This window comes from Paenibacillus sp. J22FR83 (assembly GCF_059691955.1).
Genome location: NZ_JCAUAM010000002.1, coordinates 303908 through 321503 on the forward strand (window position 1 = coordinate 303908; position 17596 = coordinate 321503).

The 17596-nt window shown below is 45.7% G+C and carries 17 protein-coding genes; 7 read left to right on the top strand and 10 right to left on the bottom strand.

The window, feature by feature from the left end; all coding sequences use genetic code 11:
- Positions 1-60 precede the first annotated feature (60 nt).
- A complete protein-coding gene (locus AC58PV_RS04865) occupies positions 61-1311 on the bottom strand; it encodes a M48 family metallopeptidase (protein ID WP_497431144.1) in 1251 nt (416 codons plus the stop codon).
- A gap of 179 nt (positions 1312-1490) precedes the next feature.
- Between AC58PV_RS04865 and AC58PV_RS04870 the strand changes: the two genes are divergently transcribed.
- Entirely contained in the window at positions 1491-1826 is a 336-nt protein-coding gene (locus AC58PV_RS04870; protein ID WP_497431145.1) for a hypothetical protein, read from the top strand.
- Positions 1792-2352 (top strand): C39 family peptidase, encoded by a 561-nt coding sequence (locus tag AC58PV_RS04875; protein WP_497431382.1) that lies wholly within the window; start codon positions 1792-1794, stop codon positions 2350-2352. The genes AC58PV_RS04870 and AC58PV_RS04875 overlap by 35 nt, the downstream gene beginning before the upstream one ends.
- Before the next feature lie 333 nt (positions 2353-2685).
- On the opposite strand, the gene infC is transcribed toward AC58PV_RS04875, so the two are convergent.
- Positions 2686-3171: a translation initiation factor IF-3 gene (infC, locus tag AC58PV_RS04880; RefSeq protein ID WP_497431383.1), complete on the bottom strand. Its 486-nt coding sequence runs from the start codon at positions 3169-3171 to the stop codon at positions 2686-2688.
- 172 nt (positions 3172-3343) lie between these two features.
- On the opposite strand from infC, the gene yxiS reads away from it, so the two are divergent.
- Positions 3344-3652, top strand: a complete 309-nt coding sequence (yxiS, locus tag AC58PV_RS04885) for a protein YxiS (RefSeq protein WP_056608254.1) — start codon at positions 3344-3346, stop codon at positions 3650-3652.
- 23 nt (positions 3653-3675) lie between these two features.
- On the opposite strand, the gene AC58PV_RS04890 is transcribed toward yxiS, so the two are convergent.
- From AC58PV_RS04890 to AC58PV_RS04920, 7 genes are all read right to left on the bottom strand, one after another.
- Positions 3676-4707 (bottom strand): LLM class flavin-dependent oxidoreductase, encoded by a 1032-nt coding sequence (locus AC58PV_RS04890; RefSeq protein ID WP_497431146.1) that lies wholly within the window; start codon positions 4705-4707, stop codon positions 3676-3678.
- Positions 4708-4838: 131 nt separating this feature from the next.
- Entirely contained in the window at positions 4839-5498 is a 660-nt protein-coding gene (locus tag AC58PV_RS04895) for a class I SAM-dependent methyltransferase (RefSeq protein WP_497431147.1), read from the bottom strand.
- 75 nt (positions 5499-5573) lie between these two features.
- On the bottom strand, positions 5574-6671 hold the full coding sequence (locus tag AC58PV_RS04900) for a Ger(x)C family spore germination protein (protein WP_497431148.1): 1098 nt from the start codon (positions 6669-6671) through the stop codon (positions 5574-5576).
- The gene (locus AC58PV_RS04905; RefSeq protein WP_497431149.1) at positions 6668-7759 is read right to left on the bottom strand and encodes a GerAB/ArcD/ProY family transporter; all 1092 of its coding nucleotides are present in this window, start codon (positions 7757-7759) and stop codon (positions 6668-6670) included. Before AC58PV_RS04905 ends, AC58PV_RS04900 begins: the two co-directional genes overlap by 4 nt.
- The gene (locus AC58PV_RS04910) at positions 7743-9233 is read right to left on the bottom strand and encodes a spore germination protein (protein ID WP_497431150.1); all 1491 of its coding nucleotides are present in this window, start codon (positions 9231-9233) and stop codon (positions 7743-7745) included. The genes AC58PV_RS04905 and AC58PV_RS04910 overlap by 17 nt, the downstream gene beginning before the upstream one ends.
- A 177-nt stretch (positions 9234-9410) precedes the next feature.
- Positions 9411-10076 (bottom strand): phosphatase PAP2 family protein, encoded by a 666-nt coding sequence (locus tag AC58PV_RS04915; protein ID WP_497431151.1) that lies wholly within the window; start codon positions 10074-10076, stop codon positions 9411-9413.
- Positions 10077-10120: 44 nt separating this feature from the next.
- Positions 10121-10786 carry a TVP38/TMEM64 family protein gene (locus tag AC58PV_RS04920; RefSeq protein WP_497431152.1) on the bottom strand — a complete coding sequence of 222 codons (666 nt, stop codon included), beginning with the start codon at positions 10784-10786 and terminating at the stop codon, positions 10121-10123.
- Positions 10787-11066: 280 nt separating this feature from the next.
- Between AC58PV_RS04920 and AC58PV_RS04925 the strand changes: the two genes are divergently transcribed.
- The 4 genes from AC58PV_RS04925 (at position 11067) to AC58PV_RS04940 (ending at position 17139) form a co-directional block, all read left to right on the top strand.
- A complete protein-coding gene (locus AC58PV_RS04925) occupies positions 11067-13379 on the top strand; it encodes a helix-turn-helix domain-containing protein (RefSeq protein WP_497431153.1) in 2313 nt (770 codons plus the stop codon).
- Positions 13380-13526: 147 nt separating this feature from the next.
- On the top strand, positions 13527-15170 hold the full coding sequence (locus tag AC58PV_RS04930; protein WP_497431154.1) for an extracellular solute-binding protein: 1644 nt from the start codon (positions 13527-13529) through the stop codon (positions 15168-15170).
- Between the two features lie 107 nt (positions 15171-15277).
- A complete protein-coding gene (locus tag AC58PV_RS04935; RefSeq protein WP_497431155.1) occupies positions 15278-16246 on the top strand; it encodes an ABC transporter permease in 969 nt (322 codons plus the stop codon).
- Between the two features lie 17 nt (positions 16247-16263).
- The gene (locus tag AC58PV_RS04940; protein ID WP_497431156.1) at positions 16264-17139 is read left to right on the top strand and encodes a carbohydrate ABC transporter permease; all 876 of its coding nucleotides are present in this window, start codon (positions 16264-16266) and stop codon (positions 17137-17139) included.
- A 64-nt stretch (positions 17140-17203) separates the two neighbouring features.
- On the opposite strand, the gene AC58PV_RS04945 is transcribed toward AC58PV_RS04940, so the two are convergent.
- The gene (locus AC58PV_RS04945) at positions 17204-17434 is read right to left on the bottom strand and encodes a hypothetical protein (RefSeq protein WP_497431157.1); all 231 of its coding nucleotides are present in this window, start codon (positions 17432-17434) and stop codon (positions 17204-17206) included.
- Positions 17435-17596: the final 162 nt, after the last annotated feature.

Sequence of the window (17596 nt, forward strand, 5' to 3'; positions counted from 1 at the left end):
TCAAAAACAAACGCCGACCCTGAATTGCTGATATCAGGACCGGCGCTTATGCGGTTTAATTTATTTCTTCTGGTAGTGTTCAAAATACAAGATTCGCTCCATAATTGTCGGATGCGAGCCCCGAAACCATTGCACCACTTTAGGCTGCGTGACCGGACTCAAGTTCTCCTTCGCTATCTGCTGGAAAGCATGGATGGCTGCGTTGCCATCCCCTGTCATCCTCATCGCATAGACGTCTGCTCGATGCTCGATTACCCTTGAGAACGCGTTCTGAACTGGTGATGACAGGAAGCTCATCAGCGAGATGAGCAGCAGCAGAATGGGTAATGCCGCTAGATCTCTTTCCCCTCGCATGCCCCAAAGTGACCCCCAACGTTTTAAAATTAGCCGGTACACATGAAAAGCCAACCAAAAACCAACCAAACTGAGTGCAACGCCATAGCCGATTCCCCAATAAATATGGCGTTCTACGTAATGCCCCATCTCGTGCGCCATCACTGTCAAGATTTCAGCTGGCTGCAATTTATTCAATATGGTATCCCACAACACGATTCTCGCGTTCCCGCCGATCCCGTTGACATAGGCGTTAATGGCATTCGTACGCTCCGACATGTTGACCTCGTAAACCTGATCGGTCGGTATATGTGATTTGGCAGCAAGATCAAGAATTTGCCTTTTCAGTTCCTGATTTTGCAATGGCTGGAACTGATTGTACAACGGATCAAGTACCACAGGCTGAATGAATGTGACGAAAAGGATTAAGGGAATCGAAATCAACCACAGCCATACCCACCAGCGCTTAGGGCTCCACTTACTGATCCATCTGAAAATCGCTACCATAACTACCGTACCTACACTATCAATGAGAAAGGTTTTGACATAATCCGTTAGAAAAAGGAGTGGCGTTTCATTGGAAACACCGTAGGCTTGATCGATTTTGAACAGAAACACATCAATGGGAAGGAATAGCACGTCCATAACGAGGGTAAAAAGCACCACAAAAAGGAACATTTGCCCAATAGAAGCTCGGAATACTTTCTCCGCGAGTCGGCGGAAGCTGACGGCTATGCCGAATAATGCCACGGTCACACCCATTTGCAGGGGAGCGCTCAAAAAGAAGGTTAACGAATGAATCCTTGAAAGTGTCTCCGCTTTGGTGATTTCCGCATGGGTCATGAACGTATTCGGATCAGCTACAGTACCAACTAATGGACTAGGAATTTGAAATAAATCCCCTTGTAGAAAATATACGCTCACGATAACGGCATAACAAGCAAAAGCAACTGCACACCACAAATAGAAACGTCTCATCCCATGCCTCCACGGTCATCTTAATTGCATCAACTCTTTAGAGATCAATAGCTTGTTTACCTATTCTATGCGAGCAAGGCAGCAGCGTATGTGCCTCAAGGCATATTTTGGATATCATGTCTTGCATTCTCGAACCACCCATGATGTAATGAGAACATTGATAGAAACGGATGTGCTATATGCAGAAAGTGAAATTACTCATGCTTGCATTACTTTTAGCTTTGACCAGCTTTACGCTTATTCTACTCGTGAAACCAAATTCCCACGGTTCGAAACAACTCCTCACGCTATCTAGTCCAAACGGAGAAGTTGCAGATCCGTATCTTGCAGAGGAAAGCGCAATGGGAAGGGCACCGAAAATCTCATCACCTATCCAAACAGCCGTAGCCGAGGCAACATCCACAACGAATCTTCAGAATTTAACAGAAGCAGCACCTCCTCTCACTCAGCATCAAGTTCACATACCAGGCGATTCCTGCGATCTCACAGCTCCCCGAGCTTCCCAATGGCTGTGAAGCTGTCGCTGCGACCATGCTGCTGAATTGGGCCGGACTGCCGATAACGAAGGAAGAAGTAGCTCAAGCTCTTCCCATGGGGGACATGCCCTACGAGAATGAATTCGGTGCTTTTGTTGGCTCAAATCCCAAAGATGTTTTCGTTGGCGATCCTTTTGACATTGGCTATGGCATTTATCATACCCCAGTCGCGAAAATGATGAATCAATGGTTGCCTGGTCACGTTCGCGATCTGACAGGAGCCTCCTTCGAGGATTTGCTTGGCGTCATCGCGAAAGGCAACCCTGCCATGATATGGGCAACTGAGCATATGGATCTCCCCTATCTCGATTTGGAGTGGGAGGATGAGACGGGTGAGCTTGTCCCGTGGTATCAGCCCGAACATGCGTTATTGCTAACTGGATGGGATGATGATTACGCTTATATGAACGATCCGATGACTGGTGAGCAAGAAGCCTATCCACTTGTTTCCTTTAAAGAAGTATGGGAGTTCATGGGTTCACAGGCCATTACGATTATCGGATAGCGGCTACAATAGAACGATGTTTGAGGGATCCGAAGACTTATTTATGGTCAAAAATGCAAAAGAGCACTTTTGGGAAAGGTTTTCCTCTATGTGATTGGAAATTGTTGCAAATAGGCATCAATTTTGAGCGATTTAAGGAAATTTAAGAGAAGTTCGTTAAAAAGGTTGCCTATTTGCACGTATGTACCTATTTCCACTCGAAATTTGCAGAAAAGGTTGTATTTTTGCATCTTTGAACGTGGGGAGAGTATGTGTGTTGATAAAGTAGCCTACATCCACCACCACCTACCAAAAAAAAGCACGGACCTCCCCGAAGGATTGTCCATGCTTTTTCTATAACGGATCCAATTGAACGGCTGCTTGCTTGCCGCTCAATTGAATGCCGGTATGCTTCTTGCCGAGGGAGCTGAGCTCCTTCACTAAGGTTTCTAGCAATTCCTTGGCTTTCGCGCCCTCCTTGCCGGAGATCTTAACGACCAGCTGGACGGCGTCCCCTCCCTTCAATATACGCTCAGCTTGCTGACGTTTCGTATCGAGATCGTGATCTTCGATGTTCGCCGTCAAGCGAAGCTCCTTGACCTTCGGCCCTTGCTCTTGTTTTCGGGCCTGCTGCTTTTCTTGCATGGCCTCTTGTTTGGCTGCCCCCGCTCCAATCAGCTTGCAGGGAGGTGGCGAGCTCATGAGCGAGGTGCAGACGAGGTCTACTTTTAACCTTTTGGCAAGAGCAAGCGCATCTTTCGTGGACATAACACCTAAATCCTCACCCTGCAGCCCCGTGACCACAACTTCGGAGGCTTTGATTTTCTCATTCTTAATGATCATTGTGAATACACCTAATCTTTCGCTATAATGAACCCATCCACCCGAAGGTGGATAGAGGTTGACTTGGCAGACAGAGGTTTCTTTGTAGACAAAGCTTTCTTCGTGTATAGAGGTTGACCAAGTTAATACGCGCATTGCAATCGTAATCTAAGGAGCTGTCTGTTACCCAATGAATAATAAACAATTAGAAGAGCAAATGATCGAAAATTACAAGCGTGAAGAGCATATGATGATTTTGGTTTTTGCACAATGGTGTATTAACCATGGTCTGGACCCTGCAGCACTTTATCATAGCGCCTATCCGGACCAGCCGAATAATGAAGCACTTGAGAAAGCTCTCGAGCTAACGGTACCGAAAGAGGAGGCTGGCGAGGTACCGGATGACACTTTGCTTGGCGTACTATCCCTCTTCGGCAATGAAGAACTGGCGTTTATCGTGACGCAAGAAATCGATAAGCGGCCGAAGCGCACGCGCTAGGCCCCCATTCATCCATCAGCCCGCTAAATGACGTAGCTGTGGTGATGGCTTAATTCAAAAGCTTCCGCCAACAACTCCACGGTCCGCAGCCTTGTTTCCACTTGGTGTCCACCTGCAACGACCATGACTTCATCGACACCATAGCTTTCGGCGAGTAGCAGGATTTGCTCTCGAACCTGACTGGGATTGCCCACGATCATCCGCGAGCGATTGTCTCGCACACGGGTCTGATCCCAATCGGAATACGTATATTCCGCAGCTTCCTTCGGCGATTTCACTCCGGTGAACTCGCCCTTTTCCATTTGCAGAATACGCAAATCGACTGAAGTCGCGAGCTCCTCCGCCTCCGCTGTCGTCTCCGCGCACAGCACATAAATACAGACCGTCGCCTGCGGCACGACATTGAGCGCGGACGGCTGGAACGAGCTGCGGTAGCTTCGCACCGCATGCTGCCCTCCCGCTCCGTTGATGAAGTGCGCGAAGCAGAAGGCTGCGCCTGCCTGCGACGCATACACCCCGCTCTGCCCCGTGGAGCCGAGCAGCCAGACCTGGGGCATCGAGGCCACCAACGGGGTGGCGCGGATGCCCTCGAACACATGCCCAGGTTCCACCGAGTCGGTGAGGAACCGCAGTAAATCCGTGACTTGCGCGGGGAACCGCTCAAGTCCCTCGAACAGATCGGCGCTGACGCCACGCAGCGCCTTCGCCGTATGCGGCGTGCCGCCAGGCGCACGCCCGATGCCAAGGTCGATGCGCCCTGGATAGAGCGCCTCGAGCATACGGAAGTTCTCAGCGACCTTGTAGGCACTGTAGTGAGGAAGCAGCACGCCGCCAGAGCCAAGCCGTATACGGCTTGTGCGAGCAGCAAGCGTGGAGATAAGCACCTCTGGAGAAGAACCTGCAAGCCCTGCTGAGTTATGATGCTCTGACACCCAGAATCGCGTATAACCTAGTCGATCAGCCAGCTGTGCTAGTGTAATCGTTTGTTGTAATGCCTCACTATGAGTAAAGCCGGATGATACCGGTGACTGGTCAAGAATACTTAGCTTTAGCATGGTCATCCCTTCTTTCTGAGTCTTCTACTGATGATGACATTCCTAATTATACAACGCTCAGCTCACAAAAGAAAAAAGGACAAACCGAAGTGGCGTTGTCCTGTGAAATGAGTAAATACCGTTGTCGTATGTTAAACGCTTATTTTTTCAAGAACGAATCGAATGCACCATAAATCTCTGCCATAATAGTCCGAAGTAATCGCATTAATGGGCATCGTAAAGTCATGATCTCCGACCAATTGTAACCCCGAAGCAGCAATCAAACTTAGAAAGCTTTCCACGTGTACATCTGGATAATCAACCGTAATAATCAATTTGCCATCGTCTTTCAGAACCCGCCTAAACTCTTGCAGCGAACGAAGCTGCACCTCGGTATCTTCAATATGCTCCATGACAGAAATACAGAAGGCTACGTCGAACTTCCCGTCATCATACGGCAGATTGGAAATGTCCGAAACAGCGAATTTTGGAATACTTAACATGGGCAGGTTAATTTGATCTATATTCTCTTTTCCAAGATAATATTCCAATTCTTTAATAATTTCGTTCGTATCGAGTAATCGTTCGTCCATATCGCAAGCGTAAACTTCTTGACATTTGTCAGCTAAATAATACTTAAAGGGATGGCCTAAGCCACATGCAGCATCTAGAACAATATCATCTTTTTTCACAAATTGGGAAGCCCATATGTACTCATAATGCCTACTCCACCAATGGTCAGGCAACCGATAAAAAATGTCTTGATTCTTGGTATCTTCATAAGTAAAAAAGCGAGATGTTTCTATAGTCATGCACATTCCCCCGTTTTATGATGATATGTATTGGTAATTCTTACATATTCTCCAGGAATGTGCATTTCCCTCCCATTAAAAAATAATACCAGGTCTGGCTATTTCGACCTTGAGGTTAGGCTGAATCGTGATTTGCGGATAGGTGCGATACCACTCGATATTCTTCCAGTAATTGGGATGAAAGGCAATCAGCCTCCTGCCAATGCCAAATACGTCGCAATTAGCATTCTGCAGCTTCTGAACAACCAACTGAGCACGCTCCGTCATTTCATCGGAAATGAGCTCATTCAATTCACCCACTTGTTCAACCTCATCTAAATGACTAATGGGAAATTCATCAACAACGACTTTTATAGTCAAATCAATCTTGACCGCTACGTTGTCACTTCTTACATCCACATTCATTTTCCGTTTTAAGTGAAATACTTGGAAAGTTATATCTCCCCCTATTTTCTTTCCATTAAGAATAGGCAGTGTGATCCTTGCGCCTTTTCCCATTCGGTCAGCCATCAATAAACAAATCGTAGACTCGCTTGAATTCAGCTCACCTGTAAACGATTTCTTATTAAACAGTGCTAGTCCCTTAACCAGCGGGATGTCATTTCCCACGCCAAGGAGCGGAACAACAATATCTTGTCCGGGATCAAGCATGATCGAAAGAATGGATTGGATATTGATTTTGGGAACAATTGTCTCCTTTTCGGCACTTGCGATTTGCTTATCCAGATTTAAGATAAAATTAGATTTTTTCGTATAACCCGTATGTAAGAACTCTTTGGCACGACCATCAACGACAGCAATTTTGGCATTCAGCGCACTTTTGGGATCGCGATATAAAACATCCAAAACCTCATATAGATCTTGTTTGGCCAACTGTTCCCCAATCACTGTAAAGCGATTCTTTGATGCATCAGGAACCAAGGTTAGTTGTTTACCCAAGTTAAATCGTGACTCTCGAACAGATCCTCCCTCAGCCGACAAGATTTCTGGGGCATTCCTCTTCTTATCCGTAACATCCGGCAAGATAAAGGTGCTTAGAACCCCTTCATCCTCCCCCTTGTCAATGCCTACTCCTAGAATTAATCTAACATCCTTCAAAAAAGTTCGATCCCAGCAACCGGAAATGAGAGTCATGGCGAGTAGACTGATTACAACAGGCCAGCATCTGTTCATTTTACTACTCTCCTCCTGTTTCGCATAACGGATAGTATACATAGTGGCAGTGGAAGTACAAAAATCATACCTATCGTGAAATATGAAAACCATTCATTGAGCGTACTGATAAACAGAAAATTTTGCGGAAATAGCGCAACTAGCATACATACTGCAACCACTAACAAGGTCACCTTAGAGGTACTGCGGATTTTCAAAAGCTTAGTAATCCCTGTTGAAGCGAGAAAAACATAATTAACAATGGAAGTCATGACGATGACTACCCAAAACGACAAAAACAGCAAGTCCGCTCTCTCCACGATCTGAAACGAGAACGCCTTAAGCGTGTATAACACAGGCTCTGGAACAAAACTTAACTCCATAGACCCTAAAAACATCGAACAGGATAAAATGATCAATAAATAAAACAAAGTCACGCAGCCGTATGAGATCATCATAGATTTCAATTTTTTCCCATCTGTTCCTCGGACTTGAGGATACACCATTAGCATCAACTCGAAACCAGCGAGCGTAATAACGGCCTCCCTCATTCCCTTCATAATATTTCCTATCCCGGCCTGACCGACGGGTAGAAGATATAATACATTACCTTTGGAGAAGGGAAATATCACAAATATGATAAGAATAATAAATAATACGGAAATCAGTGATTCAAACCGCGCAATCATTTTCAAGCTTTCTTTTGCTAAATAGAAACTAGTGAACATCATTAACGACATGATGACCCATTTCGGCGTCATCGGGAAGATCCAAGCATTAATGATCCGACAGTAATTCATGAGCACAATGCTTGCTATCCCCATAAAATAGACAATATAAAGGACGTTAACAGCATATCCCAACGGTTTTCCGAGAATGTGGGGGAAAAATTCGATCATCGTCATCTGCGGATATTTCTTGCAGATCATCCATATGAGGATAATGACTACTTGACTCGCAATTCCCCCTAACAACATGGATATCCATCCATCCACGGATGCGACAGAGTGAACGCTATAAGGAACAGTTAACGCTCCCTCGCCAATAGCTGTTTGCATGGTAAAGAAGGCTAATTGTCTTGTGGAGATGCTATTATTTTCTGCGCTCATGCTTCACCCATCCCCTAGAGAATAATTCCCGCAGCTTTTTCTGGGGAAGACTATCATTTGGACGTTGGTTCATCCTCCATACAGGCGATCGAATGAATGAATCCTTTAACCCGCTCCATTTGAAAGGCGATAACGGATAAAAATATGGCGTACCAAATCCCTCTAATTTACACAAGTGGATCAACATGAATGTAAATCCGAACGTGATACCCAAAAAACCGAAGGTAGCAGCCAAAATCATCATTGGAAAGCGCAGAATTCGCACAGTCTCCCTGAATTCAATGGAAGGCACAACGAATGACGCCACAGCTGTCGAAGCGACTACAATAATCATAATGTTCGACACTAGACCTGCTTTGACGATCGCATCACCGATAACAAGCCCTCCAACAATACCGATCGTTTGTCCAACAGCTGTATGCAATCGCAGACCTGCTTCTCTTAACAATTCAATCGTTATTTCCATTAGCAGAGCTTCAATAATCGGAGGAAACGGAATTTCAAGCACGGCGCTTTGCATGAGAAGTACGAGTTCATTAGGAATGGTTTCAAAATGGAAACTAACCACTGAAATATATAAGGCTGGCAGCGCTATCGCAATAAAGAACGTAGAAACCCGCAATAAACGGAAGAAACTCCCTATAAACCAAAGCGTATTATAATCATCAGGAGACTGATAAAACGCAAAGAAATTAATGGGTAAAATAATCGCTCTAGCCGAACCTTCTGCGAGAACGGCGATTCTGCCATCCATCAGATTGGCTCCAACTCTGTCCACTCTTTCCGTACTTAGAATTTGCGGAAACGGGGAGAAAGGGGCATCCTCAATAAGTTCTTCGACAAACCCCATCGATGCAACATAGTCAATACGAATCGATGAGATACGCTCTTCCACCTCTGCAACAATATCCGGGTTCGCAAGCGTTTCTACATACACCATCGCAAGACGCGTATTCGTTTCCATGCCTATCGTATAATAACGAATCCTCAGATCCTTGCTTTCCACTTTTTTCCGAATCAGATGAAGGTTAATATCCAACCTTTCAATGAACCCCTCATGCGAATCACCTATTACTTTCTCATTAATCGGCTCCGTGATGCTCCGTGAAACAGAAGAGGACGCATGAAAAATGTATAAATCGCTCTCATTCTCGAAATCGATGATACAGCCTCCGCGCAATACACTTTCCGTTGCTTGCTCTATCATACAAGTGATCTGTATTTCCCCTAGGGGAATAACGTCGAGGAATTCGCCTACTTTTTCTCGTTTCAAGGGAATGATTAACTTGTCTTGGATCAGACTCGACTCAACTAACGTTGTTAGATAAATGATATTAACCTGCTTATGATTCCAATTCATTGTATGGATGACGAGATCTTCCGAATGGCTCAACTGTGTTTGAAAATATTTTTTTCGTTCTTGTATCGTTGAAATCGGAATCGCCATTGCCTCATTATTTGTATTCGTATCCATCACTCTGCCCTCTTTCCAGAGGTATTTTTCCCCAGTGCATGGATTCGTATGCAGGATGAGGTTCGTGTACCCGGCAAAATCAAAAAGCCCCTTCTGCACATACAGCGGCAGAAAGGACTATAGATCAAACGACTCTGTCGTCCTGCAGGGACGGAAGCATGTATACTAACATACGGCTTAAGATTGACTTCGTGATCGACGATATCGTATGGTGTGCACGCCTATCATGCATCCTGTCAACAAAGCCCCGCCGGCGACAAAGCCGGCTAGAATATCGCTAGCATAATGTACGCCTAGATAAACGCGGCTTAATCCGATACAAATGATAACGAGTGCTGTGGTTGGAGGAATGAGCCAAGCTTGCTTCCATACGTGCCGCAAATTTATCCAGAACAAGTACCCTACAAGCCCATAGAACAAAATGGAGACCATCGCGTGACCGCTGGGAAAGCTGAAACTATCCACCTCCACTAACCATCCCTCTGGGGATGGACGATCGCGTTCAAAGAGCTCTTTCAGGCCCGAATTCAGCAGCCATGCGCCAAGTACACCAACAAATAAAACAAGGGGTTCCCACTTCATCTTGAATTTCACATACAACAGCCCAGCTACTAGGAAGTAGAGAATGAATTCCGTAGCCCCACTTCCCAAGAATGTAAAGAATTTGGCGACAGGTGTCCACAGATCACCTCTACGTTCTTGTATGTAACCGCCTACATGATGATCCAAAGCTTGCACCCAAGTTGCCGTAATGCTCTGCGATAACCCAATAAAAATAAGGAGCAGAGCACCTGCTCCCCCTAAACGCCAGATTCCATTCCTCGGTACAACTTTCCCCTGCATGTGTTCCCTGCCTCCCACGGCGAAATAATTGTTCCCTCTTACTCTTATGCGGCTTGGCGCACTTTGCGCGCTTGCCTTCTCTTAATAAGCAGCGGAACGATAGCAAATACCGCATACATCCCCACGGCACCGAGAAACTTCCATGACCAGATATCATTCAAGGAAGCGCCAAAAACGTTATAAACAATCGCTCCGGGAATAATCCCGATGAATGTGGCCCATGTATAGTCCCAGAAGCGGATTTTCGATAATCCAGCTCCATAGCTGATCCCATCGAATGGAAAGAACGGCATAAGCCGCATATACAATACAACCATGAAGCCTTTTTCCTCTGCTTTTTGATCAAAGGATAAGAGCTTAGGGCTTCGTAATATACGTTGAAAGCTGCCGCGGCCCCATTTGCGCGTGATATAGAAAGACAGTAATGCTCCTGCTCCTGCACCAATAATATCGTAGACGGTCCCCCAAAACGCGCCAAATACATAGCCTCCATAAAGCGTCAAAGGTGTCGCTGGGAACAAGACCAACGGTCTTAGCGTATACGCCAGGATATACAACAGACCCCCTATAGGGCCCAAATCACGAAGCCATCTCGTGACCCAATTCAAATCTATATGTTCCCATACACCTGTCCATTTCAATACGAGTAGTCCCAGAATGGCAACAACAAACCAACTAATTAGTAACCAAAGCGGCTTTGAACGCGCCATAGCTCGCCTCCTCCATACTCCTGATTCCCACTACTTACAGGCGGAACTTCCCCTTCATCTTACACAAATATGTTGGTCGATATCAACTTGCTGGAATGGTCATCCTACCGCATGCGATTTTAGGACAGTTTTAAGACACTCGCCACGTACTGAGATACGAAGGAAATCATTGATGCTAACAGTTAGATATGATAAACTGCTCCCATCTTCTCTCCAAGCCTACTACTATATTCACATATGTCATGCCACCTAATCCCGCACCCATTGGAGGGGCTCACCTATGCTGCTGCGACGCAAAAGTATTTTTCTAACCTTATGGCTCTCTTACATTCTTATTCTACTTATTCCCGTAACGGGTACGTTCATTCTGTATACGAATATGGAAAAAAATATGGTCGATAATGCCAATCGATCTAATTTGGCTATGCTGGAACAAGCTCGTCAGGTCGTCGACAACAATTTGCAAGAGATTGAACAACTCGGCATTCAGATCGCAACACAACCTAAACTGCAAACCTTGTGGACGATCAAAGACAGCGAGAAATACATTCAATATGAAGAAGCCGTCCGCGCGTTGAGAACGATTCGGAACAGCACGCCATTTATTGATGATTTCTACATTTACTTACGGGATGAAGACACCGTGATTTCCCCCAATTTGAAAACCGACGCCCCTACCTTCTTCACCAAGCTATACCCCCTCCCTGGCAAAAGCTTAGAGCAAGTCCGCTCGGAGCTCCTGACAGGGTTTCACTACTTAACCTACATGCCTACATCGGCGTCTGCACCCGATCTCACTAGCAAGAATGTCATCGCGAGTGCGATTTCCTTGCCACTGGGTGAAACCAACAATATCAAAGGCACAATTGTCATGCTTATTAATGAGCAGAAAATCCTTGATCTTCTGAAAGGTATCCAGTGGGTAAATAATGGCTCCATGTTCATTCTTGATGAGACGGGACAAGTCATCCTCTCCACTTCAAATGCCTACAAGCTATCCCCCAACTTACTTACGGAGATCCAAGGCACCAATGGCTACGAAACCTATGAGGAGAGTGGCAAGACACAGATGCTTTCCTACACAACAGGCCGCAGCGGTTGGAAATATATTTCCTTGGTACCGAAGAGCGTCGTCTTAGAGCGCGTGAATGAAATCAAAACATGGGCCATTTATCTGTTAGTTCTTGTTGTGGCTGCCGGAAGTGCTGCCGCTTATTGGATGGCGTACCGCAGCTATAGTCCTATTCGAGATTTGGTTTATGCCATTAATAAAGGAAAAAATGTGCCTCGAAATGGCCCTTCCAATGAATACGATTACATCCGGCATTCCATTGCCGCCTCTGTAGCTGAGGGCAAAGCACTTGAGCAGCAGCTAGCGGGACACCTTCCCGTCGTTCGTGCCAACTTCTTGACCCGATTGTTAAAAGGTGAGGTCGAACAAGCAGAGTTAACCGAAGACTCGCTCGCTTTCATGGGCGTTAAGCTTCCTCATCCCTATGTGAGTGTGATTATTCTTGAAGTCGATGAAAGCCGCGATTACCGAATTGCCGAGAGCGATCGGGATCGTGCGCTTGTACGGTTTATTTTATTCAATTTGAGCAGTGAATTCGTTGGTAATTCCGGCTATGTCACGGAAACAGATAACAACCGCTTAGCGCTTCTGTTGAATGTTCCCGATGCATCAGAGGAGACAATGCTGAGCCGTGATCGCTTAATTGCTGAGCTTAAGGGCGTTATCGAAGATCGGTTCCGTATGAAAATCACGGTCGCGACCAGCTCCCTGCATTTCGGCAGGCTAGAAGCCTCCCGATGCTACAACGAAGCGCTTAATGCCCTCGATTACCGGATTATTCATGGCATTAATTCTGTTATTCATTACGATGAAATTCGTTTCATGGAACGCACTTATTATCACTATCCCATGGAGATGGAAGCACAAATCATTAATTGTCTCAAAAGCGGCGAATACGAAGGCGTGGAACGGCTCCTTAATGAGCTGTACCAGCATAATATGGGTTCTCGTGATACGACACCTGAACTAGGTAAATTACTCTTCCTGAATCTGTTAGGCACCGTGCTTAAAGTAACGAATGCCTTGAAAATCGATGAGAAACAATGGCAAGAGGACGGCTCTGATCCAGTGAAGCTCATCATTAACAGCACGTCGGCCGAAGATATGTTAAAAAAGGTCAAAGAACTTTGCCTATATATATGCAACAGTGTGCAAGAGGCTCGCTCCGAACAGCATGAGCGTTGGCAAGAGCGGATGAAGCTTTATATCGATGAACACTACGAAGATCATTCCCTCAGTTTAACTTCGATTGCGGATCATTTCGGAATGACTCCTCAATATGTATCTGGCTTGTTTAAGAAGCAATACGGCATCAATTTGACTGATTATGTGATTGAAGTTCGAATGAAAGAAGCGAAGCGCTTACTTGAGGTACCAGGCATGACCGTTCTGCAAGTCGCGCAGGGCGTTGGCTATTCAACCGATATCGGATTCATTCGAGTCTTTAAGAAAATAGAAGGGATTACCCCTGGAAAGTACCGCGAAATGCAGCAAAGAGGGGAACATCTGAAGGATGGTTAGCCCCCCTGAAACACGGTTTACCCCTGATCTGAAGCGGTGTTTATCGTTCATTAGAACGTATTGTAGGCAGCAAAAGTCTGTTCTTTTATATTGAAATTGCGGACAACGACACCGCAAAAACAATATGTACAGGAGGGTCATCCACGTATGAACAGAAAGAAAAGAACGATTCAATTAACCGTGATCTCAGCAGCAGCTCTCTCCGTCTTCATGGCAGGCTGTAGCAGCGACAATGCTAAATCTACACCTGCAGCATCAACTGCACCTTCAGCCGCAACGACAGCGTCATCAACCCCTGAGGTGAAGTATCCCACTTCCCTCACCTACTGGGTATCTATGAATGGTAATGCAGCAGCTGTTATGAAGAACTACAATGAAATGGCTGCCTATAAGGAAATTGAGAAGAAAACCGGCACGAAAGTTGACTTCCAACATCCGCCAACAGGCCAAGAGAAAGATCAATTCAATATCATGCTTGCCTCCAATAGCTTGCCTGATGTCATCGAGTACAATTTCACAACCATTGCTCAAAGCCCTGATTCGCTTATTAAAGGGAAACAGCTGCTTCGTCTGAATGAACTTATCGAGAAGAACGCACCGAATTTAACGAAGATTCTTAAAGATCATCCCGAGTTCCGCAAAATGATCACAACCGATGAAGGCAATATCTACGTCATGCCTTTCTTGCTTGGCGATGAGCTGCTGAGCGTTGTAAATGGTCCTATTTTCCGCCAAGACTGGCTCGATAAATTGGGTCTCAAAGCACCGACAACGATTCCTGAATGGGAAACGGTATTAACGGCTTTCCGTGATAAGGATCCGAACGGCAATGGGAAGAAGGATGAAATCCCTTTCTACATGAATTTAGGCGGTGACTTTGATGCCAACAACCTGCTAGTCGGGGCTTGGGGGATCACAACCGATTTCTATAACGATAAAGGCAAAGCCAAATACGGCCCGATCCAACCCGAATACAAAGAATTCCTCGCAACTCTAGCACGTTGGTACAAAGATGGCTTAATCGATAAAGACTATGCCAGCATTACAGATGGGAAGTTGAAGGATGCCAAAATCACGAATAGCCAAGTTGGTGCTTACTCCGGTTATGCAGGTTCCGGTTTAGGCCGCTACTTAACTTTAGTGCAACCGACGAACCCTGCCTTTGCTCTGACTGGCGTTCCTTATCCGAAGTTGAAGGAAGGCGCTCCCGCTTCTTTGGGGCAATACACCATGCCTTTCACAGGTTACGGTGCTGCGCTTTCAGCTAAAGCCAAAAACCCTGAAGAAATCATTAAATGGCTTGACTTCAAATATAGTCAAGAAGGCGCTATGCTGATGAACTTCGGTATCGAAGGTGTCAGTTACAAACTTGAGAACGGTTACCCGAAATACACGGACGTTATCATGAATAATCCAGATAAACTGCCTGTTACCCAAGCCATGGCGAAATATTTCCAAGCTAGCTGGAACGGACCTTTCGTACAAGATAAACGCTACATCGAGCAGTATTACACAATTCCTGCACAGCGTGAGGCGCAGAAAACATGGACAGCTGCAGATCATTCTAAACAAATGCCAGGTGTCAGCATGACAGCCGATGAGAGTTCCAAAACAGCATCCATTATGAATGACGTGAAAACGTACCGCGATGAAATGTTCAATAAATTCGTCATGGGTGCTGAGCCTATTGAAAACTTCGATAAATATGTGCAAACCATGAAAGGAATGGGTGTTGAAGAAGCCATCAAAGCGCGTCAAGCAGCCTTAGACCGTTTCAATACTCGGAAATAAACCATCCGTAAGACGCTTAACTCACGGCGAGGGAGGGGACTCCCCTGCCGTGTGGCGTCTTCTTGCACCCATTTTTACCGACTCAATAGCTAGAGGAGGGGCCCGCTATGCCCGCAGCACGCAATGAACTGACCAGCACCGTGAAGCCAGCGGTCGACAAAAGCAAGTTCTCTTATCGCTTTATACGCGATGCCCGAATGAATAAATATGTCTACATCATGCTGCTCCCCGTCGTTGCCTACTACATTCTTTTCTATTATGTTCCGATGTACGGCTTACAAATTGCATTTAAAGATTACGCGCCAGGCATCGGTATTTTGCATAGTCCCTGGGTTGGATTTAAACATTTTCTAGATTTCTTCTCCAGCTATTATTTCTGGCGAATTTTACGCAATACACTGCTGATCAGCTCGTATGACCTGTTATTCTCTTTTCCTGCTTCGATCATTTTAGCGCTCCTGCTCAATGAACTGCGCAGCAAGTTTCTGAAACGTGCCGTTCAGACGATTACGTATATGCCCCATTTCATCTCGATCGTTGTTATCTCAGGAATGCTTGTTGATTTCCTAGCCCGTGACGGATTAATTAATAATATCCTTAGCTCCTGGTTTGGTTTCACACCAATTACGTTTCTGCAAGAGTCCGGTTGGTTCCGGTCTGTCTATGTTTCTTCGAATATTTGGCAAAATATCGGCTGGGGCTCCATCATTTATCTGTCTGCGATGTCAGGCATCGATCCTTCGTTGTATGAAGCTGCCAAAGTGGATGGCGCCAATCGTTGGCAGCAAACGTTCACCATTACCCTACCGGGTATCATGTCCACGATCGTGATTCTGCTTATTTTGCAAATTGGTAATTTCATGACCCTGGGCGCTGACAAAATCCTGCTTTTATATAACCCAACCACCTACGAAACGGCCGATGTTATTGGAACTTTCGTCTATCGGAAAGGGATTCTCGAATCCAACTTCAGCTACAGCTCGGCTGTCGGACTCTTCAATTCTCTCATCAACTTCACGCTGCTCGTTCTGGCGAATACATTAAGCCGGCGTACCAGTGATAATAAGCTTTGGTAAAAGGAGGAGCAATCATCATGAGTAGAAGCTGGGGAGAACGCATTTTTGACGTCTCAAATTCGTTATTATTGATCCTACTATCTCTCGTTACGCTATATCCGTTTCTGTATGTGCTTGTCGCCTCACTAAGCGATCCCGCTTGGATCGTGCAAGTGCGCGGGCTGCTCTGGTACCCACAAGGGTTAAATTTCGAAGCTTATCGCATGGTGTTTAACAATCCCGCCATCATGACCGGCTATCTGAACACGATCCTGTATGTCATACTCGGCACCTCACTGAACATCCTCATGACCGCCTTAGGGGCCTATGCCCTATCTCGACAAGACGTGATGTGGAAGAACCCGGTTATGTTTATGATTGTGTTTACGATGTTTTTCAGTGGCGGTCTCATCCCAACCTACTTGCTCATTAACGATTTAGGCATGGTGGATACCCGCTGGGCTCTGATCATTCCAACAGCTATGAGTGCGTACAACTTAATTATTATGCGTACGGCCTTTCAAGGTGTGCCTGTCAGTTTGGAGGAATCGGCCAAGCTAGATGGGGCTAACGATTTCACCATTCTGTTCCGCGTCATTCTACCACTCTCGATGCCTGTCGTTGCCGTGATGGTGCTCTTCTACGGTGTTGCCCATTGGAACGCTTGGTTCAGTGCATTAATTTATTTACGCACGCGTGACCTCTACCCGCTGCAGCTTATTTTGCGAGAAATATTGATCACGAACAGTACCGAATCGATGATGACAGGTGTTGGTGGGAACGATAAGATGCCTATCGGAGAAACGATCAAATACGCGACAATCATCGTGGCCACAGCGCCTATTCTATTCCTCTACCCTTTCCTGCAAAAGTATTTCGTGAAAGGCGTTATGATCGGTGCCATCAAAGGTTGATTGGAGTTCATCTCATATGTATGACAAAAGAGCGGTTTCCCGCTCTTTTTCGTGCTTACTCACCTTAATCCATCGAGCTAAAGTTAAAAACCAAATAAAAAACAACCACCACCTGTAAGACAGCAACGGATAAGTTTAACGTTAAGGCCAATTTGGCATATCGGCTTTTTAAACGACTCACACTCAAGCAAACCCCTATTATGAAAAGGATCATGCCTAATCCATTAGAAATTAAGAAAAAAGAAATAAACGACAATCCTGCTGATGCCATGGCTAGTTTGATTCGTAAGTTCACGATGCACACTCTCCTCATATCCGATATTGAAAGGTCAGGATTTACTCTATAGGAATATATTAGAATTTCTTATACGAGGGAGTCAATCTCGTAAGCTCGTTGATCGCTCGTCGCAAAAGCTCATGGCAGGAAGCTCTCTAGGCCGAAAACCGTGTCAGATTC

Bases quoted from the DNA above. Each gene is read 5' to 3' on its own strand.
- AC58PV_RS04865 (WP_497431144.1), bottom strand. From the start codon at position 1,311: ATGAGACGTTTCTATTTGTGGTGTGCAGTTGCTTTTGCTTGTTATGCC.
- AC58PV_RS04870 (WP_497431145.1), top strand. From the start codon at position 1,491: ATGCAGAAAGTGAAATTACTCATGCTTGCATTACTTTTAGCTTTGACC.
- yxiS (WP_056608254.1), top strand. From the start codon at position 3,344: ATGAATAATAAACAATTAGAAGAGCAAATGATCGAAAATTACAAGCGT.
- AC58PV_RS04890 (WP_497431146.1), bottom strand. From the start codon at position 4,707: ATGCTAAAGCTAAGTATTCTTGACCAGTCACCGGTATCATCCGGCTTT.
- AC58PV_RS04895 (WP_497431147.1), bottom strand. From the start codon at position 5,498: ATGACTATAGAAACATCTCGCTTTTTTACTTATGAAGATACCAAGAAT.
- AC58PV_RS04900 (WP_497431148.1), bottom strand. From the start codon at position 6,671: ATGAACAGATGCTGGCCTGTTGTAATCAGTCTACTCGCCATGACTCTC.
- AC58PV_RS04905 (WP_497431149.1), bottom strand. From the start codon at position 7,759: ATGAGCGCAGAAAATAATAGCATCTCCACAAGACAATTAGCCTTCTTT.
- AC58PV_RS04910 (WP_497431150.1), bottom strand. From the start codon at position 9,233: ATGGATACGAATACAAATAATGAGGCAATGGCGATTCCGATTTCAACG.
- AC58PV_RS04915 (WP_497431151.1), bottom strand. From the start codon at position 10,076: ATGCAGGGGAAAGTTGTACCGAGGAATGGAATCTGGCGTTTAGGGGGA.
- AC58PV_RS04920 (WP_497431152.1), bottom strand. From the start codon at position 10,786: ATGGCGCGTTCAAAGCCGCTTTGGTTACTAATTAGTTGGTTTGTTGTT.
- AC58PV_RS04925 (WP_497431153.1), top strand. From the start codon at position 11,067: ATGCTGCTGCGACGCAAAAGTATTTTTCTAACCTTATGGCTCTCTTAC.
- AC58PV_RS04930 (WP_497431154.1), top strand. From the start codon at position 13,527: ATGAACAGAAAGAAAAGAACGATTCAATTAACCGTGATCTCAGCAGCA.
- AC58PV_RS04935 (WP_497431155.1), top strand. From the start codon at position 15,278: ATGCCCGCAGCACGCAATGAACTGACCAGCACCGTGAAGCCAGCGGTC.
- AC58PV_RS04940 (WP_497431156.1), top strand. From the start codon at position 16,264: ATGAGTAGAAGCTGGGGAGAACGCATTTTTGACGTCTCAAATTCGTTA.